We start from the raw sequence: 24281 nt of genomic DNA, 5'->3' as shown, positions 1-24281 counted from the left end.
GTGATCGGTCGCAAACCGCCTTATTCTGTGCAACAGGAATAAAGGGTGGATCGCAACGATGTTGGTAAAGAAATGACTGAAGACAAACTCGATTTGGCGTCTATCCCGACAGATCAGCTTGAAAAGATGTTGGCCGCGGGACGCGATGTTATGGAATGTCACCGCGTTTTGACTGCGACGGGCGATAACATCGTCGGTGAACTGATCAAGGGGTCGGGGACGTTCTATGAATGGAACCACTACCCCGAAGGCGATGTCTATGATCGCCAGTCACATGCGCAGTTCTATTATCATGCCCATCCCAAGGAAGAACGTCGGGACTGGGACGAGCACGGACATTTCCATACCTTCATGCGTCCGCGCGGCATGCCCGATGGCTGCAAACCCAAACAGATCGACGGTTTCGCCTATCCCGAGGGGCCGAACGACGCACTTTCGCACCTGATCGCGTTTTCGATGGATGAGTTTGGCTTTTGCCAGCGATTGTTTACCACCAACCGTTGGGTTACCGGTGAAGTCTGGTATGACGCCGAAGACGTCATCGGCATGCTTGATGGTTTTGTCATCGACCATGCCCAGCCGTCCTGGCCGGTCAACCGTTGGGTGTCGGGCATGATGGTGCTTTTCCGGCCACAGATTGAACAGCTGATCCGCGAACGCGATCAGGCGGTGGCCGACTGGGCGCAAAAACACCCTGACCGTGACGTCTATGAAGATCGTGATCTTGAAGTTACCGCGACCCTGGATGTCGCAACGGTGGAGCAGATGCGTTCGGTCGGCGAAGAACTTCTGCGTCGGCGCGAGGCGGCATAGCACGCTTGCGCAACAGGTATCTGGAATATCCAGGACTCATTGCCAGAGATTGTAAACAGAGTGCAAATCACAAAAATGGCCGGGGCATGTTGCTCCGGCCATTTCGTATTGCGAGATCGTGAAAGTGTTACTGAGCTTTCAGGAACTCGATGATGTCGGCAACATCTTCATCTTTGTTGAGTTTGAACGCCATTTTGGAACGTTCCTTGGAACCTGCGATTTCGCTCAGTTTCGCAGACGGATCCTTGAGGTAATCGGTCAGGAACGCTTCGTCAGCAACAAAGCCTTTTTCGCAGGCTGCAAGATAACCCTTGCCGTATTTGAAACCTTCAACCGTGCCGCATTCACGACCGAACGAACCCGCAAGGCTTGGGCCGACCTTGTTCACACCAGCTTCAAGGCTGTGGCAAGCAGCACAGCGCTTGAAAAGTTTTTCACCTTTTTCCGCATCACCAGCAATCGCAGGGGCGGCAGACAGGAAGGCGATGGAGCTGGCAACGAGAACCAGTTTGCGCGAAAACGTCATTATTGAGCCTCTCTCTTAGTTCGATGTTCCCGGTGATCGGGACAATGCACCACTTTCTGGCGCATCTGTGGGTAAACGCAAGGTCAACGCGGGATATTGTTATGCGTCGAACAAGTACAAGATCGCTTGATCTTCAAAAACTGGTAACCAGATCTATCATAGTGTGATGGTGAAAAATTTGAGTTTAGTCAATTTTTGGACTGAGCTGTCGAAATTTGCCAGATTTCAGATGCTTCTGATTGCTGGTGTAAGGCTTAAGACTGAAATAGTGTGTTTTTGCCATTGTGGCAGAAGGTTTGATGAAATCCATCAGAGACCGGGAATATCCCGGTTCGACAATTGATCAACAGGATGGTTGAAAATCAGGACCTTGTGCCCCAACTATGGAAAATATGTTTGTCGAATTCCTGCCAGAAGTATAATGTTGCGCAGAAATTTGGCAGCCATATGAGAAGCGTGCCAGGAGATATCTATTGCCACGTATCACCAAAGAAGATCTGAGCAAGCTGGTTCAGGACCCGTCAGGGGAAAATCGCGCGGACACGGCCGACAAGATCAGTCGTGAATTCACGACCGAGACCCTGACTGACAGCGAACGTGTTTTGGCCGAAGATATTTTCCGTCTGATGATCCGTGACGCGGAAGTCCGCGTGCGCAAGGCTCTTGCCAAAAACCTTGCCCAGACGCCTTTGGTGCCGCACGACGTTGCCGCGACGCTGGCCCGCGATGTGGACGAGGTCGCGCTTCCGGTTCTTGAATTTTCCGAAGTTCTCAATGACGACGACCTTGTCGACATCATCGGTGACAATGCCGACAGTGTCGAAAAGCAGCGTGCGATCGCCTCGCGGTCATATGTGTCCGAAGTCGTTTCGGCAACGCTGGTCGATATCGGCCATGAAGACGTGATGGTCGACCTGATGTCAAACCAGGGTGCCGAAATCAGCGAAGTTTCCCTGCAAAAGGTCGTTGATGATTTCGGCGACAATGAACGCATCCAGAAACCGATGATCGAACGCAATCATCTGCCGATCACGATTGCTGAACGCATGGTGACGCTGGTGTCCGAACGGATGCGGTCGCAACTGATTTCACGCGGTCACATCCCGGAAGGGATCGTTAACGCCGTGATGACCCAGTCACAGGAAAGCGCGACCATCGGGCTTCTTGGTGATGGGGTTGAGGAACGCGATGTCGAACTGCTTGTCGAACATCTTTATAACAACAAGCGTCTGACAAGCGGTCTGATCCTGCGTGCACTTTGCATGGGCGATGTATCCTTCTTCGAGGCCGCCTTGGCGAAACGTGCCGGTGTCTCGTTGATCAATACCCGTATTCTTATTCATGACAGTGGTCCGTTCGGTCTTGAAGCGATCTATAACAAGGCCGGCATGCCAGAACATTTCTTCCCCGGTGTTCGTGCGGCGATTGAAGTTGCCCGCGAGACTTCCTTTGACGGTGAAGAACATGACAAGGAACGCTATTCCCGCCGGATGATCGAACGGGTCCTGACCCAGTATGGTGATCTTGGTGTCGAGTTTGATTCAGATGACGTCGATTATCTGATGGGCCGTATGTTGCAGCTTCCGGGTGAACGGGCCTTGCATCACTGATTTCGCCTGTCAGCACGATGATCTTGAATTCAAAACCGCCCGATATGTAATCCGGGCGGTTTTCCTTTGGACCGTCGTTGCCCAAACAAAAAGGGCGCTGCCATGCCGACAGCGCCCTTTGTCACTTACTATCCAAACGCCACGCTATTCAAGCAGCGTATTGGGCATCCAAAGTGCCAGTTCCGGGAAGTACATCACGAGGATAAGACCCAGAACCTGCAGAAGTACGAAGGGAATGATGCCTTTGTAGATCTGCTGGATGGTGATGGATTTCGGCGCCACACCCTTGAGATAGAATAGGGCAAACCCAAACGGTGGCGTTAAGAAGCTTGTTTGCAGGTTCACCGCCACAAGGACCGCAAACCAGGTCAGTACCTGTGCCTCGGTGGCTTCAAGGCCGCCGATGTCAAGGTGATGCCCAAAATCAAGCTGGGCGATGACCGGTGCAAAGATCGGCAGCACAATCAGGGTGATCTCGACCCAGTCAAAGAAGAAGCCAAGGATAAAGACGATCAGCATCAGCAAAAGCAAGATGCCCCATGGCCCCAAACCTGCACCTTCGACAAGGTCAATCACCAAGTCATCACCGCCCAGCGAACGGAACACATAGGAAAACACCGTCGCACCGGCAAACAGGAAGAACAGCATCGCGCCGGTCAGTGCCGAACGTTCACAAACATCCTTAAGGACCGGCCATTTCAGGCGCCCCTTGACCAGTGCAAGGAAGGTCGCGCCAACCGCACCAACGCCTGCGGCCTCGGTCGGGGTGGCGAAACCGGCAAAGATCGAGCCCAGAACCAGAACGATCAGGAACACTGGCGGCACGAAACTGCGCACCACCATCATCGCCAGATCCTTGCCATGGATCGCTTCGCCTTCTGGAAGCGGCGGGGCAAGCGACGGATTTAACTGGCAACGCACAAAGATGTAGACGGTATAAAGACCCGCCAGGATCAAACCCGGAAGGATCGCCGCCAGGAACAGGTTACCAACCGATACCGACAGAAGGTCGGACATCAGAACCAGCATAATTGATGGCGGGATCAGAATACCCAACGTACCCGATGCCGCAATAGTCCCGGTGGCCAGTGACGGGTCATAGTTACGACGCATCATCACCGGCAGGGCGAGCAAGGTCATCATGACAACCGATGCGCCAATAATACCGGTGGTCGCCGCCATGATGGTGCCCATCAGTGTCACCGAAAGGGCGAGACCGCCCGGCACTTTACGCAGCAGCATGTTGAGGCATTCCAGAAGGTCTTCTGCAACACCACTTTTTTCAAGCATCGTGCCCATGTAAATGAACATCGGCACGGCAACCATCACCATGTTTTCGGAAATGCCGCCCCAGATACGTGAAACGATATTGAAAAATTCAATAAACGAGAAAACGTCATAGGCCATGCCCAGGAAGCCAAAGCCGATCCCGATGCCGGAAATGACGAAAGCAACCGGAAGTCCCGTGAAGACAAGAATGCCGAGCGAGGCAAACATGAACAGCGGAAACCAGTCTTCGATATAGAAGTTATCCATTTGGAATTATCCCCGTTCCGCTCAGTCTTTGATCTTGGCAGTGCCAAGTTCTTCAAGATGGTGGGTCCCGACGTAATAGCCTGCGCGCTTGTGCAGGTTGGTCGGGCCAAAGACATAGACGAAGCATTTCAGGAAGATCGAAAGCCCCGCCATGGCGAGAAGGCCAAAGCCGATGGGAATGGTTGATTTGATGATCCAGCGATGGGTCAGACCCGTTGTTGAAGCCGATACTTCGCCGCTTTCAAAGGAACGGGCAACAAAATCAAACCCGAAATACAGCACCAAAGCACAGAATGGCAGCACGCAAATGATGCCGCCGATCATCTCGACAATCGCGCGGGTACGGGGGCGAAGGTTGTCGCGGATAAGTTCGATACGAACATGTGCATCGCGGATATAGGCGAAGCCGAAACACAACATAAACAGGCCGGTATGCAGGTGCCATTCAAGCTCCTGGAGCTTGATGGATCCCTGACCGCCAAATTTACGCTGGATCACGTCGTACAGGATGACGATCATCAATGGTATCGCAAGCAGGCTTGCCCACTTTCCCACACGGGTCACGATGGCATCGATGATGTCACTAAATTTCAGTAGCGCTTCCATAGAAGGTCTCCCGGGTCTTCTTATCGCGGTCAAGGCCGGGGCACGGAGCACCCGGCCTTGCCGAGACTTGTTTTTGTCGACTGACTTAACAGTCGTTCAGACCTGTTGGATTAATCGAGATAACCGATGTCTTTCCAGATCTTGTAGTTTTCGCGGAAGCTCTGGAGGCTTTCGTAAGCCATTTTGAAGTTCGCATCTTCAGCTGAAAGTTCGGCTGCGACTTCTTCCCAGGCACCACGCATGGCATCAAGCATTTCCGGCGACCATTTCTTGATGTTCACGCCTTTTTCCTGAAGTTCTTTCAGGGCGTCGAACTGGATCGCTTCACCTTCTGCAAAGCCATATGCAAGGTTGTCGTTACAGACGGACTCGATCTGGGCACGCTGGGTATCGGAAAGCGCATCCCATTTTTCCTTGTTCATCATCAGATCGAACAGGGTCGACTGCTGATGCCAACCCGGGAAGTAGTAGTACTTCGCGACCTGGTGGAAGCCGAGTTTCAAGTCAATCGCCGGCATGGAGAACTCGGTCGCGTCAATCGTGCCAAGTTCAAGTGCCGGATAGATGTCGCCACCGGCCAGAAGCTGGGTGGAAACACCAAGTTTTTCCATCACTTTCGCGCCAAGACCGAAGAAGCGCATTTTCAGACCCTTAAGGTCTTCCGGCGAATTGATCTCCTTGGAGAACCAACCCGATGCTTCCGGTGCGATCAGGCCGCAGAACAGCGATTTGATGCCATGTTCGGCATAAAGCTTGTCAAAGATTTCCTGGCCACCGCCAAACTTGACCCATGCCAGATATTCACCTGCCTGCGGGCCGAACGGAACGGCACCGAAAAGCTGAAGGGCCGGAACCTTACCTGCCCAGTAACCCGGGGTGGAGAAGGCCGCATCAATCGAGCCGGTCGAAACCGCATCGAAAACTTCCAGTGCCGGCACAAGTGCGCCCGGCTCATAGAATTTGATGTTGATATTGCCGCCAGAAACTTGGTCGATCTTCTCGTCGACGCGTTTGCCAAGCGTACCAAGCTGGGTCAGGCTGCCCGGATAGGTCGAGCCCATTTTCCAGCGAACGCGATCCTGGGCATCCGCATCAGAAGGTACTGCCGCAACCGCGACCGCAGCAAGAACGGCCGCACAAGTTGCGGATTTAAGCATTTTAGAAAAAGTCATTCGTCTTCCTCCCTAAGAAGTCCGAAATTGGTAATACCACGTGAGGCCGACCACCACCTTTTGCTTTTATTATTGGGTGGTATTCTCCCCGATTTTTATGTTGCAGGGCGAAGCATAAGCGTATTTCGCAAGGATGAGCAAGTTTGTTTCACCGTTTGCGAAAGAAAATATCCTTTTGCAGTGCAAAAAGAAAACTTCGTGTCAGGCGTGGAAAGCAGGAATTCCGCACGGGAATGCGCATTTGGCGTTCATTCATGCCGTTTGAAAATTCGGGGTCAAAAAGCTGCATGATCGTCGCGGCTTAGGGGATTTTGGTTTTATCACCCTAATTATTGTGGGGGGATTCGTGTCCGGGATTCTGTGTGACGCCGGGGGCATGTCTGGGCGATTGTTGCTGCAATCCAGGCGAATGATGCTGTCTTGCGATATTGCAAATGCAGCAGATGGCGTCATTTCGACGTAACACAGGGGAAGAAATCGTTTGAAAACGAAAACGGGCGGCCCTTCAATGAAAGACCGCCCGACTGATGGTCGGAGCGAGAGGATTCGAACCTCCGACCCCTGCCTCCCGAAGACAGTGCTCTACCAGGCTGAGCTACGCTCCGTCAGTGGGCGGAGGTTTATCTCTTCTTTTGGCGTGGATCAAGCATAAACCGGTCGTTTTGGCGGAAAAAATGTCAGTGTGGGCGTGCGCAGGACGGGCAGTTTAACAAGCGATTGAAAATCCTGCCTCTGCAGGTGATGAGGGCGCGACACTTCTTTGACTGAAACGCAAAAGGCCCCGAAACGTATAAACGTTTCAGGGCCTTTGAATGATGGTCGGAGCGAGAGGATTCGAACCTCCGACCCCTGCCTCCCGAAGACAGTGCTCTACCAGGCTGAGCTACGCTCCGTCATTCTGCGAAGCCGGGTGATAATGGTTTATCGCAGGCGACGCAAGATATTTTTGCGCCGCCCGGGTGTGACCCCGGCATGCGCAACGGGAATATCGATTAGTATGGGCGCGAAATGCAGAACTCGACTGCCTCGACCATTGCATCCTTGATCGCGCCATCGTCAAAGCGGGACAAGGTGGCAATCGCCTTTTCGCCGAATTCGCGGGCGCGATCCATCGATGCATCGAGTGCATCATACTTGCGGATCAGCGTTTGCGCACGATCCAGATCGCCATCCTGGAAGTCCTGATCTTCCATGCAGCGACGCCAGAAGGCCTTTTCGTCTTCATCGCCATTGGCATAGGCAATGATCACCGGAAGTGTCACCTTGCCGTCGCGGAAATCATCGCCAACGGTTTTGCCAAGGGTTGCCTGATGGGCGGAATAATCCAGAACATCGTCAATCAACTGGAAGGCGGTGCCAAGGTAAATGCCATACAGACGTAGGGCTTCTTCATCTTCGGCCGACCGGTTGGCAATGACCGCACCAATCTGCGATGCCGCGCCAAACAGGGCAGCGGTTTTCGCCGTGATGACTTCCAGATAGGCCTCTTCGGACGTGCCCATGTCATTGGCGGTCGAAAGTTGAAGAACTTCGCCCTCGGCAATGACGGCAGATGCCTGTGCCAGAATATCAAGAACGCGCAGCGACCCGGTTTTGACCATCACGACAAAGGCGCGCGCAAACAGGAAGTCACCGACCAGAACGCTGGCCTCGTTGCCAAACAGGGCATTGGCCGATGCTTGGCCACGGCGCAGCTGGCTTTCATCGACCACGTCATCGTGCAGAAGGGTCGCGGTGTGAATGAATTCAACGCAGGCCGCAAGGTCCACAGCATGCGGTCCGTCGCCATACCCGCAAAGACGTGCCGATGCCAGTGTCAGCATCGGGCGCATGCGTTTGCCGCCGGCCGCGACAAGATGGGTGGCCAATTGCGGAATCAGGGCGACTTCGCTGTGCATGTTGTCGATGATTACCTGATTGACGCGCTTCATGTCGCCATCAACGAGGTTGACCAGTGAATCAAGGCTCGGCTGAGTCTTTGGCTGCGGTGCGGTATTGATCACGCTGTATTCCGACTTCTCAAATGGCATCTTCGCTGCCTGCGTGGGCGAAGATTGCAAATAACAGCAGGCGGCCTCAACATAGATAGGCCAAGCTGTTGTGGTCAAGTGGACAAATGCGGTGCAGACACACGCCTGATCGTTGGCAATTCACAGTTTTATCGCACAGCTTTTGAAAACCATCGCCACAAACGCCTACATTATAGAGATATTATCGTTTTTTGGATTTCTTCTTATTTCAGAACGTATGCAAGACCAGATCAAAGTTTGAAGGAAAATGCAGATGATCGAACTTTTTCGCAGTAACGATCCCATCGAACTGAGCTGGGCACAGGCTGTGTTGGCCGATGAGGGCATCGACAGCCACATCTTTGACTACCACGCCAGCATTATCGAGGGTTCTATCGGTGCCTTGCCACGGCGTCTGATGGTGGATGGTGATGCGGAAAGTCGTGCGAAATACGTTCTTGATGTTGCCAGACGCGAACTGGATGAGCATAACGCAAAGCGTGATGCGTCGGACGCGATGACGTCCGAGTAACAGGTCAATCAGATCAAAACGACAGATCAGGACAATCGATGGTGAATGCAGCCACACGCATTGAAGTGCCCCACTTCCCCGAAGAACGCATCAGCCATGATTTTCTTCTTGGCGGGTCGGTGGTGCTCAAGCAACCTGTCGACGGCTATCGGGCGGCGGTGGATGCTGTGTTGCTGGCGGCATCGGTTTCGATCAATTCCCGTCGTGACGAAAAGATCCTTGATGTCGGTGCGGCGGTCGGCACAGCCGGGCTTTGCGTTGCCCGTCGTCTTGAAACGGCGAAGGTGACCGGTGTGGAGCTGCAAGACGATCTCTATGCGCTGTTTTGCCGCAACGTGATGGAAAATGATCTGGCGGTGCGTGTGACCCCAATCCATGGCGACATCAATGATGGTCGCCTGCCACTGGTGGCTGAAAGCTTTGATCAGGTCATTTCCAACCCGCCCTATTATGCCGGCGGTACGCGGCCCAGCAATGAAAGCCGTGCGAAGGCCCATCAGGAAGGCACTGCAGACCTCAAGGACTGGATTGCCTTTTGTCTTAAGATGGTGCGGCAAAAGGGACGGATTACGCTAGTACACCGTGCGGACCATTTGGACCGGATCATTGGTCTGTTGCATGGCCGCGCTGGTGATATGACGGTTTATCCGATCTGGAGCAAGGCGGATGCCGACGCGCCCTTGCGTGTGATTGTCTCGGCGCGTAAAGGCGTTGCATCGCCATTAACCATGCGGCGCGGGATCGTTTTGCACGATGAGGGCGGGGCCTATTTGCCGCAAACCGATACCCTTTTGCGCAACCCTATGGCATTGCCCGGTTTCTAATTCGGTCAAACTTCAATATAAGAACGACATGCTTGCGACAGATGGCGCAGATAAATCCGTGCTTTGGGACCTGATATGCTGAGTTTTTCGAAAATCCTCTTCACCGCGCTGATCATCGTTGTCGTCTGGCAAGGCTTCAAGCTGTTTAATCGCGGCAAACAGGTTTCAAGCAACGAACAGCCCAAGCAAACCGGCCAGGAAAAGAAAAAGCAAACCAAGCCGATTGCCCATGAACTGGAAAAATGCCCACATTGCGGCGTCTACCATGCCGAAGGCAATGCGCATCGCTGCGATGGTTAAGCCGTTTCAGCGATAAAAGCCGGGTTCTGATCAAAGTGCCTCTGCGGCATTCGACTTTGGGGCAATCCGCGCGAATTTGTCTTGGATTTTTCCCGATAATCGAGGATCAATGTTGTTGCAATGCGGCATGATCGCGAAGGGCGAGATACAAGGGTTGCAAATTCAGCGCGTCTCAGGGCTTTTGCCTTCTTGACCGCGCGGGGGCAGGGCGGTAGCTTGCCGCACTAAATTTACAGACAACAGAAATAGAGAGTTCGCGCCATGGCGCTCGACGGGTCGCAACGTCCCCCTTCATTCCAGGAAATCATTCTTCGACTGCAAAGCTATTGGGCCGATCAGGGTTGTGTCATCCTGCAGCCTTATGACTTGGAAGTCGGTGCCGGTACCTTCCACACCGCGACGACCTTGCGCGCGCTGGGTCCGGAAACCTGGAATGCAGCTTATGTGCAGCCGTCCCGTCGCCCGACCGATGGTCGTTACGGCGAGAACCCGAACCGTCTGCAACACTATTACCAGTTCCAGGTGCTGATGAAGCCGTCACCGGCGAATTCGCAGGATCTGTATCTTGGCTCGCTGAAACATCTGGGCATTGACCCGATGGCCCACGACATCCGCTTTGTCGAGGATGACTGGGAAAGCCCGACGCTGGGCGCATGGGGCCTTGGCTGGGAAGTGTGGCTTGATGGCATGGAAGTCACCCAGTTCACCTATTTCCAGCAGGTCGGTGGTTTTGAATGTAATCCGGTCCCGGTCGAGCTGACCTATGGTCTGGAACGTCTGGCGATGTATATTCAGGGCGTCGAAAACGTCTACGACCTTGATTACAACGGTAATGGCGTGACCTATGGCGACGTGTTCCTTCAGAATGAAAAAGAACAGTCGACCTATAACTTTGAAGTCGCGAACACCGAAATGCTGTTCCAGCACTTCAAGGATGCGCAGGCCGAATGTGCGGTGAATATCGAACGCGGTCTGGCCCTGCCGGCCTATGAGCAGGCCATGAAGGCATCCCATCTGTTTAACCTCCTTGATGCGCGCGGCGTGATTTCCGTGACCGAACGTGCAGCCTATATCGGCCGTGTTCGTGACATGTCGAAATCCTGCTGCGAAGCGTGGCTGCGGTCGCGTGGCCATCTGAATGAGGAGGCTTAAGTCATGGCCGAATTGCTGCTTGAACTGTTCTCCGAAGAAATCCCGGCCCGCATGCAGGCACGTGCCGCCGAAGACCTGACCAAACTGGTTACCGATGGCCTGAAGGCCGCCGACCTTGGTTTCGATAAGGTCGAAGCGTTGGTGACCCCGCGTCGCCTGACCCTGATTGTCGATGGTCTGCCGGAAAAACAGCCAGACCTGCGCGAAGAACGCCGTGGTCCGCGTGCTGATGCCCCCGAAAAGGCCATCAATGGCTTCCTTGCGGGCAATGGTGTCACCCTTGATCAGTGCGAAAAACGCGAAACGCCAAAGGGCGTCTTCCTGTTTGCTATTGTCGAACAAAAAGGCCGTGCGGCGTCCGAAGTCATCAAGGACATCATCGAAGATGCGATGAACAAACTGCCCTGGCCGAAATCCATGCGCTGGGCAGATCAGAAAATCCGTTGGGTGCGTCAGCTTGACCGCATTCTGTGCCTGTTTGATGGCAAGGTTATTCCGGTCACCTACGGTCCGGTTACCGCAGGCGATACCACCCGCGGCCATCGTTTCCTTGCCCCGGCTGAATTCAGCGTATCAAACGCCGCCGAATACAAGGAAAAGCTGCGTGCAGCCAAGGTCATGCTGGACCGTGAAGAGCGCAAGCAGGTCATCCTTGAGGGGGCGAAAAAACTTGCCGCGTCCGAGGGCTTTGCGCTTCTGGAAGACAATGGTCTTCTGGAAGAAGTCTGTGGTCTGGTCGAATGGCCGGTTCCGGTCATGGGCAAGGTTGATGACCAGTTCATGGATATCCCGCGTGAGGTTCTTGAAACCTCGATGCGTGAACATCAGAAATATTTCGTGGTCGAAGACAAGGCGGGCAAGCTTGCCGCGCGCTTCATCACGGTTTCAAACATGATTACCGCAGACAACAACGCCAAAATCATCGCCGGGAACGAGCGTGTTTTGCGCGCACGTCTGCATGATGCCAAGTTCTTCTGGGATCAGGATCGGAAAGTGACGCTGCAATCGCGTCTGCCGAAACTTGATAACATCGTCTTCCATGCCAAGCTTGGGTCGCTGGCAGAGCGTGTTCTGCGCCTGCGCGGTCTTGCGCGTGAAGTATCTGCGGAAATTCCGGGCTGTGATGTCAAACTGGCCGACCGCGCAGCAGAAATCGGCAAGGCCGATCTGGTGTCGCAGATGGTGTTTGAATTCACCGAACTGCAGGGACTGATGGGGAAATATTACGCCGAAAATGACGGCGAAGCCCCGGAAGTCGCCAATGCTATTGCCGAGCATTATGCACCGGCCGGCCCGTCGGACATGTGCCCGACGGCACCGGTTTCGGTGGCACTCGCCTTGGCTGAGAAACTTGATACCCTTGCCGGGTTCTTTGCGATTGATGAAAAGCCGACCGGTTCAAAAGACCCGTTCGCCTTGCGTCGTGCGGCATTGGGTGTCATTCGTCTGGTTCTGGAAAACGAATTGCGTTTGCCGTTGCGGCGTCTGTTTGCATTTGCAGTTTCCCAGTACCCGGCAAATATTCGTCGTGACGAGGCGGTTGAAGACCTTCTGGCCTTCTTTGCAGACCGCCTCAAAGTCCATCTGCGTGAACAGGGTGTGCGCCATGATCTGGTGTCAGCCGTGTTTGCCCTGGATGGCGAGGACGATCTTGTCCGCCTGTTGGCCCGTGTTGAAGCGCTTTCCGATTTTGTCTCTGGTGAAAGCGGCGTCAACCTGATGGCCGGATACAAGCGTGCGTCAAACATCCTGCGCATCGAAGAGAAAAAGGACGATACGTCCTATAAAGCGGACGTTTCCGCTGATCTTCTGAGCCTGGAAGAAGAACGCAAGCTGTATGAGGCGCTCATTGATGTCCGGCACAAGGCCTTGCCACTTCTGCGTGACGAGGATTATGCCGCGGCAATGACCGAATTTGCGCGGTTGCGTGAACCGGTCGATGCATTCTTCGAAAAGGTTACGGTCAATAGCGACAATGCTGATGAACGTGCCAACCGCTTGAAGCTGTTGGCACAAATTCGCACAGCGTTGCACGATATTGCCGACTTCTCGAAAATCGAATCATAAAACAGGTCAAGGTTGCGGGGCTTTCCCCATCCGGGGAGGCCCATCGGGGCCTCGACCAGATGAGGAAAAGGCAAGATGACCAAATGGGTTTACGGTTTCGGTGGCGGTAGCGCCGAGGGCCGTTCGGATATGCGTGAACTTCTGGGCGGCAAGGGGGCCAACCTTGCCGAGATGTGCAATCTCGGACTTCCTGTCCCGCCCGGCTTTACCATTACAACCGAAGTCTGCACGGCGTTTTATGACAATGACCGCGCCTATCCCGATGGTCTGAATGCCGAGGTCGAAACCGCACTGGCATCTGTCGAAAAGCTTGTTGGTCGCAAGTTCGGCGATGCCAAGGACCCGCTTTTAGTTTCTGTCCGATCCGGCGCCCGCGCATCTATGCCCGGCATGATGGACACGGTGCTTAACCTTGGCCTCAATGACGAGACGGTCGAAGGTTTGGCAAATGTGTCAGGCGACCGTCGGTTTGCCTATGACAGCTACCGCCGTTTCATTCAGATGTATGGCGACGTCGTGCTGGGCGTTGATCACTATCATTTCGAAGACATCCTTGAGACCGTCAAGGAAGACAAGAGTGTCAGCCTTGATACCGACATGGGCGCAGACGACTGGGCCGAAGTCGTCGAGGCGTTCAAGAAAAAAGTCAAAACCGAACTGGGTGAACCCTTCCCGCAAGATCCGCGCGAACAGCTGTGGGGTGCGATTGGTGCGGTGTTTGGCAGCTGGATGAACGCGCGCGCCAATACCTATCGCCGTCTGCATAACATCCCGGCCAGCTGGGGTACGGCGGTCAATGTGCAGGCGATGGTCTTTGGCAATATGGGCGATGATTGCGCTACTGGTGTTTGCTTCTCGCGCAACCCGTCGACCGGCGAAGATCGTTTCTATGGCGAGTACCTGATCAATGCGCAGGGCGAAGACGTTGTTGCTGGCATTCGGACCCCGGCCCCGCTGACCGAAATTGAAAAACAGGAATCTGGTTCGGACCTGATTTCGATGGAAGCAGCCATGCCGGTTGTCTTCAAGGAACTTTGCGATATCCGCGAAAAGCTTGAATCCCATTACCGCGACATGCAGGACATGGAATTCACCGTTGAGTCCGGTAAGCTTTACATGCTCCAGACCCGTGCGGGAAAACGCACGGCAAAGGCCGCATTGCGGATCGCAGTTGAAATGTGCCGCGATGGCGTGATTTCCCAGGAAGACGCCATCAGACGCGTCGATCCCGCACAGCTTGATCAGCTGCTGCACCCGACCCTTGACCCCGAAGCAGATCGCAAGGTCGTGGGCATGGGCCTTCCGGCGTCGCCCGGCGCGGCATCCGGCCAGATCGTCTTTTCCGCCGAGGCTGCCGAGGAATGGGCGGGCAAAGGCCGCAAGGTCGTTCTGGTGCGTATCGAAACCAGCCCCGAAGATATCGCCGGCATGCACGCCGCCCAAGGCATTCTGACATCACGCGGTGGCATGACCAGTCACGCAGCCGTGGTTGCGCGTGGTATGGGTACGCCATGCGTTTGTGGTGCAGGTGCGGTCAAGATCGACTATGCCAACAAAACCATGATGTCTGGCGGTGTGACCCTTAAGGAAGGGGACGTCATCACCCTTGATGGCGCCACCGGCGAAGTCATGCTGGGTGAAGTGGCGACCCTGAAACCCGATCTTTCCGGTGATTTCTCGCAACTGATGGAATGGGCCGATGCCTTGCGTCGCCTTAAAATCCGCACCAACGCCGAAACCCCGGAAGAAGCAGAAACCGCACGTGGTTTCGGGGCAGAGGGAATTGGCCTTTGCCGTACAGAACACATGTTCTTTGATCCGGAACGCATTGTCTCGATGCGCGAAATGATCCTGGCCGAAACCGAGAAGGGCCGTCGTGCCGCACTGGCAAAGCTTCTTCCATACCAGCGTCAGGACTTTGTCGACCTGTTCCGCATCATGAAGGGGCTTCCGGTTACCATTCGCCTGCTCGATCCGCCGCTTCATGAATTCCTGCCACACGGCGATGCCGAAATCGCCGACGTGGCCAAGGCCGCCGGTGTGTCGGAAGCCATCGTCAAGCGTCGCTTGCTTGATCTTGCCGAAGCCAACCCGATGCTGGGCCATCGCGGGTGCCGTTTAGGCATCAGCTATCCGGAAATCTATGAAATGCAGGCCCGCGCCATTTTCGAAGCCGCGATTGAGGTTTCCAAGGATGTTGGCGATCCGGTCATTCCGGAAATCATGATCCCGCTGATTGTCGGCAAGAAGGAACTCGAAATCCTCAAAGCCGCGATCATCAAGGTTGCCGCCGAGGTCGAAGACGAGAAAGGCGCCAAACTGAAATATCTGGTCGGCACCATGATCGAATTGCCGCGTGCAGCACTGCGGGCGGGTGAAATCGCCGAAGAAGCCGAATTCTTCAGCTTCGGGACCAATGACCTCACCCAGACCACGTTTGGTCTGTCACGTGATGACGCTTCGCGCTTCCTTGATACCTATATCTCCAAGGATATCTTTGCCGGTGATCCGTTTGTATCGCTTGATCAGGAAGGCGTTGGCGAACTGGTCAGCATTGCCGCCGAACGCGGTCGTGCGACCCGTGGCGACATCAAGCTTGGCATTTGTGGTGAACATGGTGGCGACCCGGCATCCATCGCGTTTTGCGAGGCACAGGGACTTGATTACGTGTCATGTTCGCCGTACCGCGTGCCGATTGCGCGCCTTGCCGCTGCACAGGCAGCTCTTGGCAAGTAACGCGTAACACATAGCGATATTTCAAACGGCAACGGTTAATCCCGTTGCCGTTAACTTTTGCCAGATGGCGATGATGGATCGTTGCGCTGGGCAAGGTGTTTCATCACCAGCATTCCGCCAACCGATAGACCCAGAAGCAGCAGGATGATGCCGCCGATCTTGAAAAGCTTTTCGTAAAGAAGGCGGTTGTGATATTCCGCCTCGCGCATCTCTGTCAGGTGGGTAATCACGGCATCAAGCTGCGGACGATAACGTTCTTCGGGCGCAAGCGTACTTTCATAGCGCACAGCGCGCAACAACATGTTTAGGCGTTCAACCGCATCGAGATAGTTTTCCTCGGTCATGCGGGCCTGTTCGATTGTGGGCCTTAGTGGCGGTTTTTCATACGGTCCAAGAAAGTGCCCCGGATAGTCTTTAAGATCAGGCCAGTGATTGTCCAGACAGTCGCGAACATTGGTGACAATCGCGCCACACGGCACGATCTTTTGCGGATAAAATCGAAGCAGAGTGCCAAGCGCCATCTGTTTGATCTGATGACCCTTGCGGTTATAGGTCTCGGTGATTGTGGCCATTTCCTTTTCGGCCTCGGCAATCGACATGTCGGAAACAGGCACGTCACTTAGGCCCGGTGCAGCTTGCTGTGCCACGGCCATAGCAGGCACCATGGCAAGCGCGCAAAGCGCGGCCATCAAGCCCTGGACAGAACGGACCCTATTCCACAGTTTCATCGCAGTTCCCGATTTTGCTTTTCTATTAACATAGGGGCTTTTGCGGCGTTGCAACAGGTTTTAACGAAAACGGGCCCCGCAAGGCGGGACCCGTCTTAGACGTAAATATGACTTTTGGGCGCCGAGCTCAGGCTGCGTTTTCCGGCAACTGAACCCAATCGGGAACGGAAACAGTGACCTTTGCGTCGCCTGCGCTGAGCTCAGCATCGCCCTCAACCCGCTCAAGCCGGATCATTGCCAGTCCATGGTCACCATGGACAGATCGAATGATCCCCGCTTCCTTGTCGCCATTCATGATCGGCGTGCCGGCATCCGGTGCCGGGCCGTCAATTTTGACGGGCAACAGACGTTTGCGCACAAGGCCGCGATATTTGGTTCGGGCGGTAAGCTCCTGACCCATATAGCAGCCCTTTTTGAAATCGACACCGCCAAGCTCTTCAAAGCCATTTTCAAGCAGGATGGATTTCTCGATTTCCAGTTCCTCGCTGCCATTGGGAATACCAAGCGAAACGCGCATTTCGTGGTAGGTTTCGATATCGCTTTCCTCGGCACCTATGGCCGCCATTTCGGTCAGCGCACTTTTCGGCAAAAGAACACGTGCGCCCATTTCAGCAAGACGCGGATCAACCGCCTTGATGCCATCGGCCATATGTGCGGTCGCACCGGGTGTTGCATCCAGCGACAGGGCGGAAAGCGCATCCTTGCCAAAGACGGCAATGACGTCGTAGCTGTCGGTGACATCTGTCAGTTCGGCCTTAGCGCGGAGTTTGTACATGCGAAGTTTCTTGAACAGTTCGGCCGCACGCTCGCCATTCTCGCCGCGCTCGCATTCAATCAGCAGGCTGTCCTCATCCTGATGATAGACAAAGAAATCAAACAGGAACTTGCCCTGCGGCGTTAAAAGCGCTCCATAGCCGGATTTCTCGGCCGAAATGGTTTCGATATTGTTTGATACCAGCCCTTGCAGAAAGCTGACCCGGTCCGGGCCGCTGACACGGATCACGGCGCGATCCGGCAAAAGGGCGTAAAAAGTCTCACTCATGATATTTATGGCTCCGGTAAATCGGAATTGTTTGGGCGAAATGTGGGGCAATCACACAAATTTCGCAAGAGCTGTCTGTGCGGAGGCAGGGTGGGTAAGCTATAAGAAAACCCTTCATAAAACGCCGTCGAACGGATAGAACCAAACTTATGAAAATCTTGATGCTTGATCACTCCATCGGCTTTGATCCCAAGGATCGCGAAGCCCGTCCGCTCGGAACATGCCAGCGTGCTTTCATTGCGTTGGCTGAGTCCCTTGTTGCCCGTGGTCACAAGGTCGAAGCACGCCGCAATGGCGGCATCGACAAGGACATGCACGGCGTTGCCTGGCGACAGATTGATGCCGAACTGCCGCCCTTTGGCGGTGATGCGGTCAATACCGTGATCGTCTGGCGTGATCCCGCATTGTTGAGCCACACTTCGGTGCCCAAGGGTGCGACGGTGGCACTCTGGTTCGATGGCGATCCGGCACGACTGAATGCCGATGATGTGCGTCTGGTGCTGCAGGAAAAGAAAGTTCAGGTCATCTTTACCGATGATGCGCAGGCAAAGGCCTTTGATGCCGACCTTGCCAAAAAGCCGATCGTGGTCAAACCCGGTGCGACAACATCCTTTGTCATGGCATCGAACATGCACTGGGCATTTGAATCGCGCGATGAATTGGCCGTTACAGTTGCCAACAGCTCGACCGGGGTCGCCCAGATCATTCGCATCTGGGAAACCTATGTCGCGCCCAAGGCACCAAACGCGATCCTCGAAGTCTATGCCTATGACCTGTTTAGCGCCATGGCAGGTGAAAATGACAGCGTGTCGGACGACCTGCTTGATATGGTGCGATCCGCCATCGACAAGGGGGTTCGGGTCCATCACCCGAAACCAGAGGCGGACATGGCCGAAACCGTTGCCAATGCGCGTGCGTTCCTGCATCACGGCAAGTACGGCACGGATCATGTCGGGCAGTGGATTGTCGATGCGCTGGGGGCTGCAACGCCGGTTGTGTCCTATGGCGGGATTGCCAAAAGCCGGGTTGAGGATGGCAAGACGGGCTACATCGTCCCGGACGAGGCCGCATTTGGCAATATCACAACGCAGCTTCTGACCGACCGTTCCTTCTTTGCCAGCCAGTCCGAAGCCGCGCGCAATGATCGCCGCGAATGGATCCATGTCGCTGGCGAGTTGGAGAAACTGTAAGCCGTGCGCCTGCTGTTCATAACGTCAAACCGTCTGGGCGATGCGGTACTCTCGACATCGGTTTTGCGCCATTATGTCGAAACCTATCCCGGTATCCGTGTGACGGTCGCCTGCGGCCCGGTTGCCGCTCCGATTTTCGAAGGTGTTCCAAACCTCGAACGCATCATCAAAATGCCAAAGCAAAAACGCGGTGGCCACTGGTGGAAACTCTGGAAATCGGTTGTCCTGAACTGGTGGGACATCATTGTCGACCTGCGTGGCAGTGCGACGGCTTATGTGTTGCCGGGGCGGAAGCGGCTGGTGTTGCAGGGGAATGATGATCGCGTGCACCGTGTTGAGCAGATGGCAAGTACAATAGGTCTGGCGCATTGGCTTTATCCCAAGGTATGGACGAAAAGCGAGCATCGAGAACGCGCTATTAATCTGCTACCTAATGATGGCCGTAAGGTGCTAGCAATTGGTCCATCTGCCAACTGGGGTGGGAAAACTTGGGCTACGGATCGTTTCATTGAGTTGATTGCGTATATTCGAGCAAGTGAAGGCCTTTTACCAAATGCGCATTTGCTTTTGGTCGGGGCTCCTAACGAGCGCGAAGCTGCGAAGCCTGTTATTGAATTCTTAAGACCCGAAGAGCGAACAGTAATTTTTGGCGATGAGGACTTGTTGACCGTTCAAGCCTGTTTGGAACGTAGCGATCTCTATGTCGGAAATGACAGTGGTTTGATGCATATGGCAGCAGCAGCAGGCATTCCGACCCTTGGTCTGTTCGGTCCGACGCGAGAAGAGAATTATGGGCCTTGCGGTACGACTACAGCGCACGTACGAGCTGACAAATCTGTTGAAGAAATTTGGAAGGCCGGCGAGATATGGCGCTCCCACGAAACGCAAATGGATAGCCTGCCAGTTGAGAAGGTTTTTCAGGCCGCAAGAGAGTTGCTTGCACGCAAGGATGGATCTGTTCAATGATGAGTTCGACGCCAAAACTGTCAGTAGTCATTACTGCCCATAACGAGGAAGAGCGTCTGCCCTCTTGTTTGTTGCATGTCGCCTTTGCCGACGAAATCATTGTTCTGTGCGATAAGTGTACCGATGGTACAGAGGAAATAGCCAAACAGGCAGGTGCAAAAACGCTGGTGGGTAGTTGGAGTATTGAAGGAGAGCGCCGTAATTACGCGCTCTCTAAAGTGAGTGGTGACTGGGTTCTTGAGGTCGATGCCGATGAGCACGTCTCAGAAGAATTGGCGCAGGAAATCCGCGAAGTGATTAAAACCAGTAAATTTGGTTTTCATCACCTGACAGTCCACAACTATGTCGGAGACCGGTTGGTTCTGCACGGTTGGGGGGCGTCATTTGGGAAACCTGCCTATCCGGGTTTGTTTCGCGCAGGTTGCAAAACCTGGGGACCTCAAAGAGTTCATCCAGCTCTTTCTTTTCAAGGGGAAAAAGGTCCCAAATTAATACACCCTGTGCGGCACTACGTGGATCGCAATATTTCGGACATGATTAAGCGATTGGACAGTTATTCTACCGCGCGCGCCGCCGATTTGCGTGATAGCGGTAAAATAGGTAGTTTTTCAAATAATCTCAGGCGGTTTTTCTCGCGCTTTATTCGCTGCTACATCGGTCGGAAAGGATACAAAGAAGGTGGCATCGGCTTTCTGATCGCCCTTTTTGCTGGGCTGTTTCCTGTGCTCTCTTATCTAAAAGCCAAACACGAGGAAAATTGATCTCATGGCAACAATCGTTCTGGCTGATGGTGGTATAGAGTTTGACGGATTTACGCTGGAACACCGCCCTTTGGGGGGGGCTGAAACGGCATTTATCTCTTTGGCAGAGGCACTGGCAGAGCGTGGTCACGATGTTAGAATCATTAACAAGTGTGGTGAACCTCATGAGAATAACGGGGTGAAGTGGCGCCCGCTATCTGATGGTTTTCCCGACACTGCTGATCTCTATATCGCCAATCGCGGCTTTGAATTGATGGGCTGCATGCCCAGAGCAAAACGCACGATTTTCTGGATACATAATCCGGCCAAGTATTTGCTTAAATGGCGGTATCTTTCCCGCTTATGGAAAATTAAACCAGCCATTGTTTTCTCGGGGCAGCATCATCTTCTGACTTATCCAAGGTGGGCACCTTGCGGGGATCGGGTCATTATCCCCTATGGTATTGAGAAACGCTTTATGAATGCAGAGGTTGGCGACGAAATTCGAAAAAAACGTGCGATTTTCACATCAAATCCATTGCGTTCTCTTGATTGGCTCGTGAATTTGTGGGCGGAAAAAATCCATCCACTGTCACCGGATGCAGAACTTCATGTCTTTGCTGGGCCGCAAACCTACGGTTCTGCTGGAGATGAAAAAGCGCAGCGGATGAAAGTTATTCTTGATCAAGCTGAAACACTTCGCGACAAGGGTGTTGTTTTACGGGGCCCTGTGCCCAAAAGCCAACTCTTGGACGAGATGCGCCACGCACGTGTCATGCCTTATCGAGGTGATGTTGGTGAAACTTTCTGTCTCGCGCTGGGCGAAGCTCAGGCTATGGGGATACCATGTGTGGTGCAGGATGTTGGCTGTGTCACTGAACGCATTGTCGACGATAAAACCGGATTTGTTGCAAATGATGACGATTTATTTGCCAAACGCACCGCAGAAATTCTAAATGACGACGATTTATGGGAAAAGCAGCACAAAGCATGTCTTGAAAATCAGCGTTCATGGGGGTGGGCGCAGGCTGCCGAGGCTTTTGAAGAATTGATCCCATAAAAAGGTTCTGTAGCTGTTTTGATCAAAACGCCTATCCTGCTTCCAGTGGAATAGCAGAAAGCCTCATCAGCTAATACAAGGCTCTCATTGAGGTAACTGTCCAATGTGCGGAATTGCCGGTTATATCGCCAAGGACAAGCAATCCCTTGATCCTGAAATCCTTGATGGTTTACGTGATGCATTGGGGCATCGCGGACCAGATGGTGACGGGCGCTATGTCAAAGGTCCCGTAGGTTTCATCCAGACACGCTTGGCAATTATCGATCTCAATACTGGTGACCAGCCGCTTTACCACGAAAATGGTAGTGCTTTGATCGCCAACGGTGAGATTTACAATTATCTCGAGCTCAGAAAAGATCTGGGTGAAGAGGGCTTTAAAACCCATTCCGACAGCGAGACTGCACTTCGCAAATTCGTGCGCGATGGTATTGGCGGGTTTGATCAGCTGCGTGGCATGTATGCCTTTGCTATTCATGATGTGGTCGACAATCAGGTCGTTCTGTGTCGCGACCCGTTTGGTATCAAGCAGATTTACTACGTTGAAACCCCTGAATATTTCGCATTCGCGTCCGAAGCGCAGGCATTGGTTGCTGCCGGACTTGTCGGACGGGAAGTGCGCGAAGATGCCCGGTCCGAGTTGCTTCAGGTGCAATTCACCACTGGCTCGGACATGATCCTTGATGGGATCAAACGACTGCAGCCCGGTGAAACCATCGTTTTGAAAAACGGACGGATAGTCGAGCGCCGGCGTCATCAGGTTCTCAGTGATACAGGTGCGACCGGGAATAATCTCGAAAGTGCGCTTTATGAGTGGGACCGGGTGTTCGAGGAATCCGTTCGACTGCATCAAAGATCTGATGTCGATTATGCCATGTTCCTGTCGGGCGGGGTCGATAGTGCGTCCTTGCTTGGTATGATGCACCGGCTTAATGAGAGGCCGGTAACGGCCTATACTGCGGCGTTTGACGCCAGCAGCGTACATGATGAACGCGAGCTCGCCCGAGAGGTCGCCAAGGCATGCAACGCCAACCATATCGAAGTGATGTTTTCCGAAAATGACTTCTGGACGCTATTGCCGGAGGTGGCCGCGCGAATGGATGATCCGGCAGCGGATTATGCCATTCTTCCGACCTACAAGCTTGCCAGGGAAGCCGCGCGCGATTTCAAGGTTGTGCTGTCGGGCGAGGGCGGTGACGAGCTGTTTGGTGGCTACGGTCGGTACCGGTCGGTCATGCGCCCCTTTTTGCTCGGCGGTCGTGTGATGCGCTCCAAGGGGACGTTTGACAAGATTGATGTCTTGCGGCCCGGTGTGCTGGAGGGGTGGCGTGATGGCATTGCAGCGTCGGAAAGTCGTGAAAGCCGGGGGAAACGGTCGCGTCTGGCGATTGCTCAGGCCGTGGACTGCGCCGACTGGTTGCCCAATGATTTGTTGCTCAAGCTTGATCGAATGCTGATGTCGCATGGTCTGGAGGGGCGCACACCGTTTCTTGATCCGGTTGTCGCCGAGTTCTCCTACCAACTTCCCGATCGCCTCAAGGTCAGAAAGGGCGTTGGCAAGTTCCTGTTGCGCAGTTGGCTGGAACGCTGTTTGCCGATGGCAAAGCCGTTTGCCAAGAAGCGCGGCTTCACGGTTCCGGTTTCAGAATGGATTGCAGCGCGCGGCAAGGAGTTGGGGCCGCTGGTCGCCCGGCAGGCCGGCATTATCGAGATCGCAGATGCGCACAGGGTGGAAAAACTTTTCAACACTCCGGGCAAACGTGAAGGTGCTGCGTGTTGGCATTTGCTGTTCTATGCGCTTTGGCATCAGGCGAATGTTCTCGGGCATGCGCCTTGCCCGGACGTTTTCGAAACACTCGCCAGTTTTCAAAAAAGTTAAGACGTCTTAACTTTTGCGGGAACAAATCACGCGCTCCGGCATTTCTTAATTGCAAATAACAATTAACAGATATGCTGTTGGGACATGAGTGATGCTGTATCTTGATAAACTGGCGATGTTGGCGGTTCTTGGTTTTGCATTGTTGCTGGCATGGATGACTGTACCGCCGAGTGATTTACACGCGAAGTCGATTAAGGCACTACCCTTGAAAGAAAGTGCGACACTGGGCGCGACATATGAATTCAAGCTCCCGAGCACTGTTTATGACAAATGTACGATTGATTGCGGATCAATCGGGGTTGATGTGACGGAGCAGGTAACCAGTGCTGAGCAGCGTGAAAAGTTTGCGCGCGCAATGCGGATTGCTTACTCTGCCTATGTCACGCCACTGCATCGTTGAAGCGGGTAACTGCCTTTGAGAAAAGCTTCGGTCTGGATGATCGTACCCAACCTGTTGCGCACTTTGATGCGTAAAGATGTGGCGCTGAAATCCAAGCTTCTTTTACTGACCGGTCTGGTCTATCTGGTCAGTCCGGTTGATTTCCTGCCCGATATTTTGGTCGGGATTGGCTGGTTGGATGATCTTGTGATCGTGCCTTTGTTGGGATGGCTGTCCTATCGAAGCCTGCCTGACGATGTGCAACGCGAAGTCATCCAAGACGACTTACAAAAACAGCCCGGGTCGCGTCGCTTGTTTGTCTATCTTGGTATTCTGGCGATTGTGGTTATCGCTGTTGCGGTGATGGGTGGTATGGACAACTCCCTTGAACCTTTAAGCATTCCCGCGGCTGATTAG

General features: G+C 53.9%; 22 protein-coding genes and 2 tRNA genes. 15 read left to right on the top strand and 9 right to left on the bottom strand.

The annotated features are described in order from the left end of the window. Nucleotides 1-45 precede the first annotated feature (45 nt). Nucleotides 46-813, top strand: coding sequence for a hypothetical protein (locus FHI25_RS00765; RefSeq protein ID WP_349237941.1), 768 nt, complete (start codon nt 46-48; stop codon nt 811-813). A gap of 127 nt (nt 814-940) precedes the next feature. On the opposite strand, the gene FHI25_RS00760 is transcribed toward FHI25_RS00765, so the two are convergent. Next, complete coding sequence (locus FHI25_RS00760) at nt 941-1339, bottom strand: c-type cytochrome (RefSeq protein ID WP_064789388.1); 399 nt, start codon at nt 1337-1339, stop codon at nt 941-943. Nucleotides 1340-1812: 473 nt separating this feature from the next. Here FHI25_RS00760 and FHI25_RS00755 point away from each other — a divergent pair, with 473 nt between their 5' ends. Further along, the gene (locus tag FHI25_RS00755; RefSeq protein ID WP_008889656.1) at nt 1813-2949 is read left to right on the top strand and encodes a DUF2336 domain-containing protein; all 1137 of its coding nucleotides are present in this window, start codon (nt 1813-1815) and stop codon (nt 2947-2949) included. A 144-nt stretch (nt 2950-3093) separates the two neighbouring features. Here the strand turns inward: FHI25_RS00755 and FHI25_RS00750 are convergent, their stop codons facing one another. The 6 genes from FHI25_RS00750 to FHI25_RS00725 form a co-directional block, all read right to left on the bottom strand. Next, on the bottom strand, nt 3094-4485 hold the full coding sequence (locus FHI25_RS00750; protein WP_210514124.1) for a TRAP transporter large permease subunit: 1392 nt from the start codon (nt 4483-4485) through the stop codon (nt 3094-3096). A 21-nt stretch (nt 4486-4506) separates the two neighbouring features. Beyond that, on the bottom strand, nt 4507-5091 hold the full coding sequence (locus tag FHI25_RS00745) for a TRAP transporter small permease subunit (protein WP_008889658.1): 585 nt from the start codon (nt 5089-5091) through the stop codon (nt 4507-4509). A 110-nt stretch (nt 5092-5201) separates the two neighbouring features. Continuing rightward, nucleotides 5202-6263 (bottom strand): TRAP transporter substrate-binding protein, encoded by a 1062-nt coding sequence (locus FHI25_RS00740; RefSeq protein WP_174713873.1) that lies wholly within the window; start codon nt 6261-6263, stop codon nt 5202-5204. A 528-nt stretch (nt 6264-6791) separates the two neighbouring features. After that, a tRNA-Pro gene (locus FHI25_RS00735) sits at nt 6792-6868 on the bottom strand. 211 nt (nt 6869-7079) lie between these two features. Continuing rightward, nucleotides 7080-7156, bottom strand: a tRNA-Pro gene (locus FHI25_RS00730). Between the two features lie 99 nt (nt 7157-7255). After that, nucleotides 7256-8293, bottom strand: a complete 1038-nt coding sequence (locus tag FHI25_RS00725) for a polyprenyl synthetase family protein (protein ID WP_210514122.1) — start codon at nt 8291-8293, stop codon at nt 7256-7258. Between the two features lie 253 nt (nt 8294-8546). Here FHI25_RS00725 and FHI25_RS00720 point away from each other — a divergent pair, with 253 nt between their 5' ends. The 6 genes from FHI25_RS00720 to ppdK all read left to right on the top strand — a co-directional run bounded on the left by FHI25_RS00720 (nt 8547) and on the right by ppdK (nt 15883). Next, nucleotides 8547-8804, top strand: coding sequence for a DUF2007 domain-containing protein (locus tag FHI25_RS00720; RefSeq protein ID WP_064779976.1), 258 nt, complete (start codon nt 8547-8549; stop codon nt 8802-8804). Between the two features lie 38 nt (nt 8805-8842). Continuing rightward, nucleotides 8843-9628, top strand: a complete 786-nt coding sequence (locus FHI25_RS00715) for a methyltransferase (RefSeq protein ID WP_210514120.1) — start codon at nt 8843-8845, stop codon at nt 9626-9628. Nucleotides 9629-9703: 75 nt separating this feature from the next. Continuing rightward, on the top strand, nt 9704-9928 hold the full coding sequence (locus tag FHI25_RS00710; RefSeq protein ID WP_210514118.1) for a hypothetical protein: 225 nt from the start codon (nt 9704-9706) through the stop codon (nt 9926-9928). A 261-nt stretch (nt 9929-10189) separates the two neighbouring features. Continuing rightward, nucleotides 10190-11080 carry a glycine--tRNA ligase subunit alpha gene (locus FHI25_RS00705; RefSeq protein ID WP_064779553.1) on the top strand — a complete coding sequence of 297 codons (891 nt, stop codon included), beginning with the start codon at nt 10190-10192 and terminating at the stop codon, nt 11078-11080. Nucleotides 11081-11083: 3 nt separating this feature from the next. Beyond that, entirely contained in the window at nt 11084-13147 is a 2064-nt protein-coding gene (gene glyS / locus FHI25_RS00700; protein WP_210514116.1) for a glycine--tRNA ligase subunit beta, read from the top strand. Between the two features lie 75 nt (nt 13148-13222). Next, nucleotides 13223-15883 carry a pyruvate, phosphate dikinase gene (gene ppdK / locus FHI25_RS00695; protein WP_210514113.1) on the top strand — a complete coding sequence of 887 codons (2661 nt, stop codon included), beginning with the start codon at nt 13223-13225 and terminating at the stop codon, nt 15881-15883. A gap of 50 nt (nt 15884-15933) precedes the next feature. Here ppdK and FHI25_RS00690 read toward each other — a convergent pair whose 3' ends face one another. Then, nucleotides 15934-16611, bottom strand: coding sequence for a hypothetical protein (locus tag FHI25_RS00690; RefSeq protein ID WP_210514111.1), 678 nt, complete (start codon nt 16609-16611; stop codon nt 15934-15936). 127 nt (nt 16612-16738) lie between these two features. After that, nucleotides 16739-17653 (bottom strand): folate-binding protein YgfZ, encoded by a 915-nt coding sequence (locus FHI25_RS00685; RefSeq protein WP_210514109.1) that lies wholly within the window; start codon nt 17651-17653, stop codon nt 16739-16741. A 149-nt stretch (nt 17654-17802) separates the two neighbouring features. Here FHI25_RS00685 and FHI25_RS00680 point away from each other — a divergent pair, with 149 nt between their 5' ends. The 7 genes from FHI25_RS00680 (at nt 17803) to FHI25_RS00650 (ending at nt 24281) form a co-directional block, all read left to right on the top strand. Further along, on the top strand, nt 17803-18843 hold the full coding sequence (locus FHI25_RS00680) for a glycosyltransferase (protein ID WP_210514107.1): 1041 nt from the start codon (nt 17803-17805) through the stop codon (nt 18841-18843). 3 nt (nt 18844-18846) lie between these two features. Continuing rightward, entirely contained in the window at nt 18847-19809 is a 963-nt protein-coding gene (locus FHI25_RS00675; protein WP_210514105.1) for a glycosyltransferase family 9 protein, read from the top strand. Next, nucleotides 19806-20570, top strand: coding sequence for a glycosyltransferase family 2 protein (locus FHI25_RS00670; protein WP_246878844.1), 765 nt, complete (start codon nt 19806-19808; stop codon nt 20568-20570). The genes FHI25_RS00675 and FHI25_RS00670 overlap by 4 nt, the downstream gene beginning before the upstream one ends. A 4-nt stretch (nt 20571-20574) precedes the next feature. Next, nucleotides 20575-21609, top strand: coding sequence for a glycosyltransferase family 4 protein (locus FHI25_RS00665; protein WP_210514102.1), 1035 nt, complete (start codon nt 20575-20577; stop codon nt 21607-21609). 103 nt (nt 21610-21712) lie between these two features. Continuing rightward, the gene (asnB, locus tag FHI25_RS00660; RefSeq protein WP_210514100.1) at nt 21713-23485 is read left to right on the top strand and encodes an asparagine synthase (glutamine-hydrolyzing); all 1773 of its coding nucleotides are present in this window, start codon (nt 21713-21715) and stop codon (nt 23483-23485) included. Between the two features lie 91 nt (nt 23486-23576). Continuing rightward, nucleotides 23577-23885, top strand: a complete 309-nt coding sequence (locus FHI25_RS00655) for a hypothetical protein (protein ID WP_210514098.1) — start codon at nt 23577-23579, stop codon at nt 23883-23885. 15 nt (nt 23886-23900) lie between these two features. Next, nucleotides 23901-24281, top strand: a complete 381-nt coding sequence (locus FHI25_RS00650; protein WP_246878843.1) for a DUF1232 domain-containing protein — start codon at nt 23901-23903, stop codon at nt 24279-24281.

This window comes from Thalassospira sp. ER-Se-21-Dark (assembly GCF_017922435.1).
Taxonomy (GTDB): domain Bacteria; phylum Pseudomonadota; class Alphaproteobacteria; order Rhodospirillales; family Thalassospiraceae; genus Thalassospira.
The sequence above is the reverse complement of the archived record's forward strand: the minus strand, read 5'-3'. Positions and strand labels throughout refer to the sequence as shown.